General features: G+C 73.2%; 9 protein-coding genes and 1 pseudogene. 7 read left to right on the plus strand and 3 right to left on the minus strand.

Translation table 11 applies throughout. The features are described 5' to 3' along the window. Positions 1-245, minus strand: a pseudogene (locus tag BKE38_RS33500) (rRNA cytosine-C5-methylase); the annotation flags it as partial. A 105-nt stretch (positions 246-350) separates the two neighbouring features. On the opposite strand from BKE38_RS33500, the gene BKE38_RS25950 reads away from it, so the two are divergent. The 3 genes from BKE38_RS25950 to BKE38_RS25960 all read left to right on the plus strand — a co-directional run bounded on the left by BKE38_RS25950 (position 351) and on the right by BKE38_RS25960 (position 3,298). Continuing rightward, entirely contained in the window at positions 351-2,042 is a 1,692-nt protein-coding gene (locus BKE38_RS25950; protein WP_076960104.1) for an ArnT family glycosyltransferase, read from the plus strand. A 16-nt stretch (positions 2,043-2,058) separates the two neighbouring features. After that, the gene (locus tag BKE38_RS25955) at positions 2,059-2,658 is read left to right on the plus strand and encodes a DedA family protein (RefSeq protein ID WP_076960105.1); all 600 of its coding nucleotides are present in this window, start codon (positions 2,059-2,061) and stop codon (positions 2,656-2,658) included. 283 nt (positions 2,659-2,941) lie between these two features. Beyond that, the gene (locus tag BKE38_RS25960; RefSeq protein WP_076960106.1) at positions 2,942-3,298 is read left to right on the plus strand and encodes a hypothetical protein; all 357 of its coding nucleotides are present in this window, start codon (positions 2,942-2,944) and stop codon (positions 3,296-3,298) included. A gap of 137 nt (positions 3,299-3,435) precedes the next feature. Here BKE38_RS25960 and BKE38_RS25965 read toward each other — a convergent pair whose 3' ends face one another. Beyond that, positions 3,436-3,597, minus strand: a complete 162-nt coding sequence (locus tag BKE38_RS25965) for a DUF1328 domain-containing protein (protein WP_076960107.1) — start codon at positions 3,595-3,597, stop codon at positions 3,436-3,438. A 184-nt stretch (positions 3,598-3,781) separates the two neighbouring features. Beyond that, on the minus strand, positions 3,782-4,504 hold the full coding sequence (locus BKE38_RS25970) for a response regulator (RefSeq protein ID WP_076960108.1): 723 nt from the start codon (positions 4,502-4,504) through the stop codon (positions 3,782-3,784). A 62-nt stretch (positions 4,505-4,566) separates the two neighbouring features. On the opposite strand from BKE38_RS25970, the gene BKE38_RS25975 reads away from it, so the two are divergent. From BKE38_RS25975 to BKE38_RS25990, 4 genes are all read left to right on the plus strand, one after another. Continuing rightward, on the plus strand, positions 4,567-5,091 hold the full coding sequence (locus BKE38_RS25975) for a sigma-70 family RNA polymerase sigma factor (protein ID WP_106409312.1): 525 nt from the start codon (positions 4,567-4,569) through the stop codon (positions 5,089-5,091). A 319-nt stretch (positions 5,092-5,410) separates the two neighbouring features. After that, on the plus strand, positions 5,411-6,064 hold the full coding sequence (locus tag BKE38_RS25980; RefSeq protein WP_083747880.1) for a sigma-70 family RNA polymerase sigma factor: 654 nt from the start codon (positions 5,411-5,413) through the stop codon (positions 6,062-6,064). Continuing rightward, entirely contained in the window at positions 6,064-6,330 is a 267-nt protein-coding gene (locus BKE38_RS25985) for a NepR family anti-sigma factor (RefSeq protein ID WP_076960110.1), read from the plus strand. The genes BKE38_RS25980 and BKE38_RS25985 overlap by 1 nt, the downstream gene beginning before the upstream one ends. Positions 6,331-6,349: 19 nt before the next feature. Then, positions 6,350-7,130: PDC sensor domain-containing protein (locus BKE38_RS25990; RefSeq protein ID WP_131829728.1), on the plus strand; the 781-nt coding region annotated here is incomplete at its 3' end.

The raw sequence follows: 7,130 nt of genomic DNA on the forward strand, positions 1-7,130 counted from the left end.
ATGCTGCCCAGGCGGCGCAGCACGCCGGCCGCGATGCGATGCGCGGCGGCGCGGTCGCGCGCCTCGCCGGGCGGCAGGGCGTCCAGCGCCTCCTCCAGCCCGCGATGCCGGTCCAGCACCGCGGTCAGCAGCGCCAGCGCGGCCGCGCGGGTCGGGTTGCGGCGGGGCGCAGGCGCGCGGCCTCCACCGGGACGGGGGCCACGGGAGGCGTCGGGACGGGGGCGGCGGTCGGCGGGCGGCTTCATGTCCGGGATGCTATGGGCCGGAAGGCAGGGCGATGTCGAGGGCGGAGCGGGCGTCTCGCATTGACGCTATACTTCCGCGGCCAAAAGGCTTTACAGCCCGGCGCCATGCCCCTGCCCGCTTTCCCCCCGCGCGTCGCCGATGTCCTCGACCGTCTGCCGGAGACGCGCTGGCCGCGGCTCTGCCTGATGCTGCTCTGCCTGGCGCTGTGGCTGCCCGGCTTCGCCAGCCTGCCGCAGGGCGACCGTGATGAAAGCCGCTTCGCCCAGGCCAGCCGGCAGATGGTGGAAAGCGGCGATTACGTGCGCATCCGCTTCGGCGAGGAGGAGCGCAACAAGAAGCCCGCCGGCATCCACTGGGCGCAGGCGGCCTCGGTGCATGTGGCCGAGACGCTGGGGATCGGCGGCCGCGACCAGATCTGGCCCTATCGCCTGCCCTCCTTCCTGGGCGCGCTGGCCGCGGTGCTGGCCACCTTCCACTGGGGCCGGGCGCTGGTCGGGCGGCGGGCGGCCTTCACCGCCGCCGCCATGCTGGCCGCCAGCACGGTGCTGGTGGTCGAGACGCATATCGCCAAGACCGACGCGGCGCTGCTCGGCACCGTCGCCGTCGCCATGGGGCTGCTGGGGCGGGCCTATCTGTCGCCCGGCACCTTCTCCACCCGGCAGGCGGCGGGGTTCTGGGCGGTGCTCGGCCTGTCGATCCTGCTGAAGGGGCCGATCGGGCCCCTCGTGGCGCTGCTGACGGTGATCACCCTGGCCGCCGCCGACCGCGCCGGCGCCTGGCTGAAGGTGCTGAAGCCGGCCTGGGGCATCCCCCTGATGCTGGCCGTCGCCGCGCCCTGGTTCGTCGCCATCGGCATCGCCACCGAAGGCCGCTTCTTTGCGGACGCCGTCGGCGGCGACATGCTGAACAAGGTCAATTCCGGCGAGGAGGCGCATTGGGGTCCGCCCGGCTACTACCTGCTGACCTTCGCGCTCAGCGCCTTCCCGGCCGGCTTCCTGGTGCTGCGGGCTCTGCCCACCGCCTGGCGCGACCGGCTGAACCCCGGCACCCGCTTCCTGCTGGCCTGGATCGCGCCCAGCTGGCTGATGTTCGAGGCCGTGGCGACCAAGCTGCCGCACTACACCCTGCCGGTCTTCCCGGCGCTGATGCTGCTGGGCGCCGCCTGGGCGATGGACCCGCTGCGCCGGCCGGCGCCGCGCTGGCTCGCCTGGCTCGGCGCCGGGCTCCTTTCGGTCGTCGCCGTGGCGCTGGGCGTGGCGGCGGGGGTGCTGCCCTGGCTGGCCGACCACCGGATCGACCCGCTGTCGCTGCTGGTGCTGCCCTTCGCGCTGCTGCTGCTCTGGGCGGTCTTCGCCTGCCTGCGCGACAACGCCCCCGGCCGCGCCGCGCTGGCCGCCGCCGTCCTGGCGGTGCCGATCTATGCCGGCGTGCTGGGCGGGCTGCTGCCGCGGCTGGAAGCGCCCTGGATCGGCCCCCGCGTCGCGCAGACGCTGGCGGCGCAGGGGCTGACGCCCCCTGGCGGCGAAGGCTTCGGCATCGTCGGCTACCACGAGCCCTCGCTGGTCTTCGCCACCGGCACCCGAACCGCGCTGCTGCGCGACGGCACCGCGGCGGCCGACTACCTGGCCGCGGCGCCCGGCCGCGTCGTCGCCATCGGCGACCGCGACCTGGCCCGCTTCCAGGCCGAGGCGGCGCGCCTCGATCTGGCGCCGCAGCCGGTGGGCGAGGTCGCCGGCTACAACTACACCCGCGGCCGGCGGCTGGTGCTGCGGCTGTTCCGCCTGGCCCCCGCCTGATCCCGGAGAGCGCGTCATGATCGATTGGGTCACCGGCATCGTCGGTGACGCCGGCCCGGCCGGCGTCTTCCTGCTGATGTTCCTGGAGAACCTGTTCCCGCCGATCCCGTCGGAGCTGATCATGCCGCTGGCCGGATTCGCGGCGGCCGAAGGCAAGATGCCGCTCTGGCTGGCGGTGCTGGCCGGTGCCGGCGGCTCGCTGCTGGGCAATGGCGTCTGGTACGAGGTGGGGCGCGCGCTGGGCAGCGCCCGCATCCGCGACCTGGTGGCCCGGCACGGCCGCTGGTTCGCGGTGACGCCGGAGGAGCTGGACCGCGCCGAGGCCAGCCTGCGCCGGCACGGGCCGGTCGCGCTGTTCTTCGGCCGCATGCTGCCGGCGATCCGCACGCTGATCTCGATCCCGGCCGGGCTGGCGCGCATCCCGCGCGGCGTCTTCTACTTCTGGACCAGCCTGGGCGGGCTGGTCTGGGTCGCCGTGCTGGCCGGCGCCGGCTTCCTGCTGCGCGACCAGTACGAGCGCGTCGCCGACACCATCGAGCCGCTGAGCTACCTGGCCGTGGCGGCGCTGCTGGGCGCCTATCTCTGGCACCTGTTCGTCAGGTCCCGCCGCAGCTGAGCCGCGGCGGGGAGGCAGGGATCAGATCACGCCGAAGAGCAGGAGCAGGATGATGATCGGGATGGGGATGCCCAGCAGCCACAGCAGGATCGAACGCATTCTCTTGCAGTCCTCGGTGTCTCGGTTCTCGGCCAGGGCAACGCCGCGCCGCGCCGCAGGTTGCCGCGCTCCCGCCTGACACTTTTTCCCCGCAACGGCATGTAACCACTGCCACGTCCTGGCGTTCAGCCCGGCAGACCGCCCCGCTCAAGGGCCGGACAGTCAAGCAGAAGGACGAGGATCAATGCGTCAGCGCAAGATCGGCTTTGCCATCCTGGTGTCGGCCGGCCTGATGGGCCTGGCCGCCTGCAGCTCGAGCCCGACCGGCACCGCCCCGGAGCGCGCCCTCGACCGCGCCGCCGGCACCAACACCTCGGGCGCCTATCCGCTGCAGTCGGACGGCATGCCGGGCAATCCGCGCGGCACCGAGGCCAGCCGCGCCCTCGACCGCGCCGCCGGCACGAACACCTCGGGCGCCTATCCGTCCCAGTCGGACGGCACCCGCGTCAATCCGCCGGGCACCGCCGCGACCCGCGCCTATGACCGCGCCACGAATTCCAACACCTCGGGCGCCTATCCGCAGAACGGCCCGCGCCAGTAAGCGGCCAGGCCGGCTGCATCGCCTCCGGGACCACGGTCCCGGGGGCTTTTTTTGCGTGGCACGCCGCCAGCCCTGCCGTCAGGCCAAAAAGAAACCCCGCCGAAGCGGGGTTCCTGCAGACGGCGCCGCGGCGAAGGTCAGACCCATCCGCGTCCGGCGACCAGCGAGACCAGGAACAGCACCAGGAAGATGACGAACAGGATCTTCGCGATGCCGCTGGCGGCGGAGGCGATGCCGGAGAAGCCGAGCACGCCGGCCACCAGGGCCACGACCAGGAAGATGAGCGTCCAGTACAGCATGGGTTCCTGTTCCTTCGGAGCGGGGAAAGAAAAAGCCGAGGCCGCTTCGGCGGCATCGGCTTTGCAACGCTGCGTTTCAGCCCCGGTTTCAGCCCGCCGGACCAGTCCCAGCCATTCCGCGCCGGTCCCGCCCGCGGCCGCCGCCAGGAAGGCGGCCGCGGCGCTGGCAGGCGCGGTCCCGGCCTCAGCCGATCGGCACGGTGGAGGAGACCGCCTGGTAGGTGGCGATGGCCAGCGCCAGCGGCTCGAAGGGCTTGCTGATGACGAAGGCCGGCTCGACCTGCTCGGCGGTCAGCAGCCGCTCCGGATAGGCGGTGACGAAGATCACCGGCACCTCGACCTCGCGCTGGATGCGGTTGACGGCGGTGATGCCGTCGCCGCCGGCGCCCAGGTTGACGTCGGCCAGGATCAGCCCCGGGCGCTTCGCCTTGGCCAGCGCCACGGCCTGCGCCTCGGTCGCCGCGACGCCGACCACGCGGTGGCCGCAGGCCTCGACCAGCTGGCGGACGTCCATGGCGATGATCGGCTCGTCCTCGATCACCAGGATCTCGGTGGCCGCCGCGCTGCGCAGCGCCTCGCGCGCCGCGTCCAGCTCGGTCTCGGCGACGTCGCGCGGCACGCCGACCACGGTCGCCGCATCGGCGATCACCAGCTCCTCCAGCGCGGTCAGCAGCAGCAGCTGGCGCTGGCGGGCGGTCAGGTTGGCGCCCGGGCCCGGGGCCGGCGGCGGCGCGATGCGGGTCACCCCGGCATAGAGGGCGAGCTTCGCCGGCAGGTCGGGCAGGCCCTCGCGCAGCGCGGCCGCGACCAGGGCGTCGCCGGCCGCCTGGCTGCCGCTCAGCGCGCGGGCATAGCGCCGGGCGGGCGGCAGGCTTCGGAGGAGCTCGGCTTGGCTAACGGCGTTCATGTCCTGGCCCTCGTATCCATCCTGGTTGCTGAAGCTAGATTGCGTCTGGACTGAAGATGGCAATGCAAACCGACGACACCCGACCTGCCGAGGCCGCCGACCCGCTGCGGCGCCTGCTGCCCGGCCTGCTGCCGGAGCTGCGCGCCTTCGCCCGCTTCCTGGCGCGCGACGCGGCACAGGCGGACGACCTGGTGCAGGAGGCGATCCTGCGGGCCTTGCGGGCGGAAGCCCAGTGGGATCCGGCCACCAGCCTCAGGGCCTGGCTGTTTCATATCCTGCGGAACGCCTTTCTGGAACAGCTGCGTCGCCGCGGCACCGAGCGCCGCGCGCTGGAGCGGCTGCCGCCGCCCGCCGCCCCGGCCGCCTCCGAGCAGGAGGCGCGCGGCGAGGTCGCCGACCTGCAGCGCGCCATGGCCGCGCTGCCGGCGCCGCAGCGCGAGGCGCTGATCCTGGTCGGCGCGCATGGCCTGTCGCATGAAGAGGCGGCGGCGGTGGTGGGCGCCCCCGTCGGCACGGTGAAGGCCCGCGTTGCCCGGGCCCGCGCCGCCCTGGCGCAGGGCTGGACCGGAAGCGGAGCACCCGCCTGAGGCCAACCTGCCTGGCCGCGCGCAGCCGGAACTTTCGCGCAGCGCGATGCGCTGGCGTTTCGACAGGCGTCTTGGACGGAGGCGACGGGCCGGATGGGCGCGGCCGCTGCCAGGCGGGAGGATGAAGGTCGGGGCATCGATACGCAGAGTCGAAAGCCCGGCCGGGGTCAGGGTTTCCAGGATCGACGCATGGCTGCCATGCATTTTTCTCGACCCTTCGATGCAACTGCAGCGGCGGCTGGCGCATTGGTTGGTCATGCAAGGCGAGCAGAGCACCATGACGACCGTCACTCCGATCCAGGCCGATGCCGCGCCCCAGATGACCGCCGCGGCGGCCCATGAAGGCCCGAGCTTCCACGACCAGCTGGTGGCCCTGCTGCCGCGGCTGCGCGTGCAGGCGGTGTCCATGACCCGCAACCGTGCCGATGCCGACGACCTGGTCCAGGCCGCGGTCAGCAACGCGCTGGCGGCGCAGCACAGCTTCACGCCCGGCACCAATTTCGGCGCCTGGATGTTCCGCATCCTGCGCAACCGCTTCCTCTCCGACATCCGCCGCAAGCGCGACACCTGCGAGATGGACAGCGCGCCGGCCGAGGCGCTGGCCCGCCCCGCCGCCCAGGAAGACAGCCTGGCGCTGCGCGAGCTGCGCCGCCGCCTGGCCGACCTGCCGGAGGACCACCGCACCGCGCTGCTGCTGGTCACCGTCCAGGGCATGTCCTACGAGGAAGCCGCGGGCGTCATGAAATGCGCCGTCGGCACCGCCAAGTGCCGCGTCTTCCGCGCCCGCCGCCAGCTCGAGGCCTGGCTGATGGGCGAGAAGCAGGCGCCGCGCCGCGCCGCCGACAAGACGGCCGAAAAGAAGACCGGTTCCATTAAGGCACAGTCGGTCTCTGGCGGGACCGCACGTCGGAATGATAGCCTGCGCGGTGCGGACCGTGCGAATGAGGCGCGGGCCCTGCATCCGGAAATGTGATGGACGATCGAGCAGACAAGCGCATGCTGGCGGAACCGGCCGTGGAAGCCAGCCGCCCTGGCTCGCGGCACGCCCGGCCCGGCGCGCCCGACGCTGCCTTCGACCTCTGGCTCCAGCGCGGGCTCCACGCGATGTATGATGGCGTCGCGAAGGAGCCCATCCCGGACGAGTTGCTGCGTCTGATCGAACAGGACCGCTCCGGTGGCGCCACCCAACCCCCTTCCCCCGACCAGCCATCGGGGGGAAAACCCCGCTCCGGCGGGTGACGCGGCGCGCGCTTCCGGCGTGACCAACTCCGCGCCGGCCCTTCAGGGCCGGACCGCGGCGGCTTCCTTCCTGCACCGCTATTTTCCGCTGCGCCGCATGCTGCGCGGCGTGCGCGGGCGGATGCTCCTCCTTCTTCTCGCCGCCAGCGTGCCTGTCGTCGGCATCGCCGGTGCCAATGCCGTGCTCAGCTACGAGGCCGAGCTCGCGGCCGGCCGCCGCACCGCCAAGATCCTCGGCGACGTCGCCGCCGCCCGCCACGGCGCCGCCATCGACCTGCTGCAGGACACGCTGAACGGCCTGGCCCGCGACCCGCGCGTGCTGGCAGCCGGCGCAGGCTGCGACGCGCTGGTCTCCGCCATCGCCAGCCTCTATCGCGGCCGCTTCGGCAATATCTGGGTCGCCGAGCCCGATGGCAGCCCCCGTTGCAGCGCGCTGCCTGCCCCTGCCGACCGCAGCTTCGGCCGCGATCCCGTCTTTCAGGCCAGCCTGACCGAGGGCAGCTTCACCCTCAGCCCCTTCCGCCAGGGCCGCGCCAGCGACCTGCCGGTGGTCACCGCCACCCTGCCGATCCGCGTGGACGGCGAAATGCGCGGCGTCGTCGCCGCCAGCCTGCTGCTGAACTACTTCATCCAGGCCGAGACCCGCGGCGACACCCGCAACGCGCAGCGCATCTGGCTGGTCGACCGTGACGCCACCGCCTTGCCGCTGACCACCGCCGCCGTCGCCGAGCTGCCCGATCCCGGCGTGCTGCAGCGTCTGCGCGACGAGCCTGGCCCGACCTCGCTGGAAACCCCCGCCC

It is taken from the genome of Teichococcus deserti, from assembly GCF_001982615.1.
Lineage (GTDB): Bacteria > Pseudomonadota > Alphaproteobacteria > Acetobacterales > Acetobacteraceae > Pseudoroseomonas > Pseudoroseomonas deserti.

Bases quoted from the DNA above. Each gene is read 5' to 3' on its own strand.
- BKE38_RS25950 (WP_076960104.1), top strand. From the start codon at position 351: ATGCCCCTGCCCGCTTTCCCCCCGCGCGTCGCCGATGTCCTCGACCGT.
- BKE38_RS25955 (WP_076960105.1), top strand. From the start codon at position 2,059: ATGATCGATTGGGTCACCGGCATCGTCGGTGACGCCGGCCCGGCCGGC.
- BKE38_RS25960 (WP_076960106.1), top strand. From the start codon at position 2,942: ATGCGTCAGCGCAAGATCGGCTTTGCCATCCTGGTGTCGGCCGGCCTG.
- BKE38_RS25965 (WP_076960107.1), bottom strand. From the start codon at position 3,597: ATGCTGTACTGGACGCTCATCTTCCTGGTCGTGGCCCTGGTGGCCGGC.
- BKE38_RS25970 (WP_076960108.1), bottom strand. From the start codon at position 4,504: ATGAACGCCGTTAGCCAAGCCGAGCTCCTCCGAAGCCTGCCGCCCGCC.
- BKE38_RS25975 (WP_106409312.1), top strand. From the start codon at position 4,567: ATGCAAACCGACGACACCCGACCTGCCGAGGCCGCCGACCCGCTGCGG.
- BKE38_RS25980 (WP_083747880.1), top strand. From the start codon at position 5,411: ATGACCGCCGCGGCGGCCCATGAAGGCCCGAGCTTCCACGACCAGCTG.
- BKE38_RS25985 (WP_076960110.1), top strand. From the start codon at position 6,064: ATGGACGATCGAGCAGACAAGCGCATGCTGGCGGAACCGGCCGTGGAA.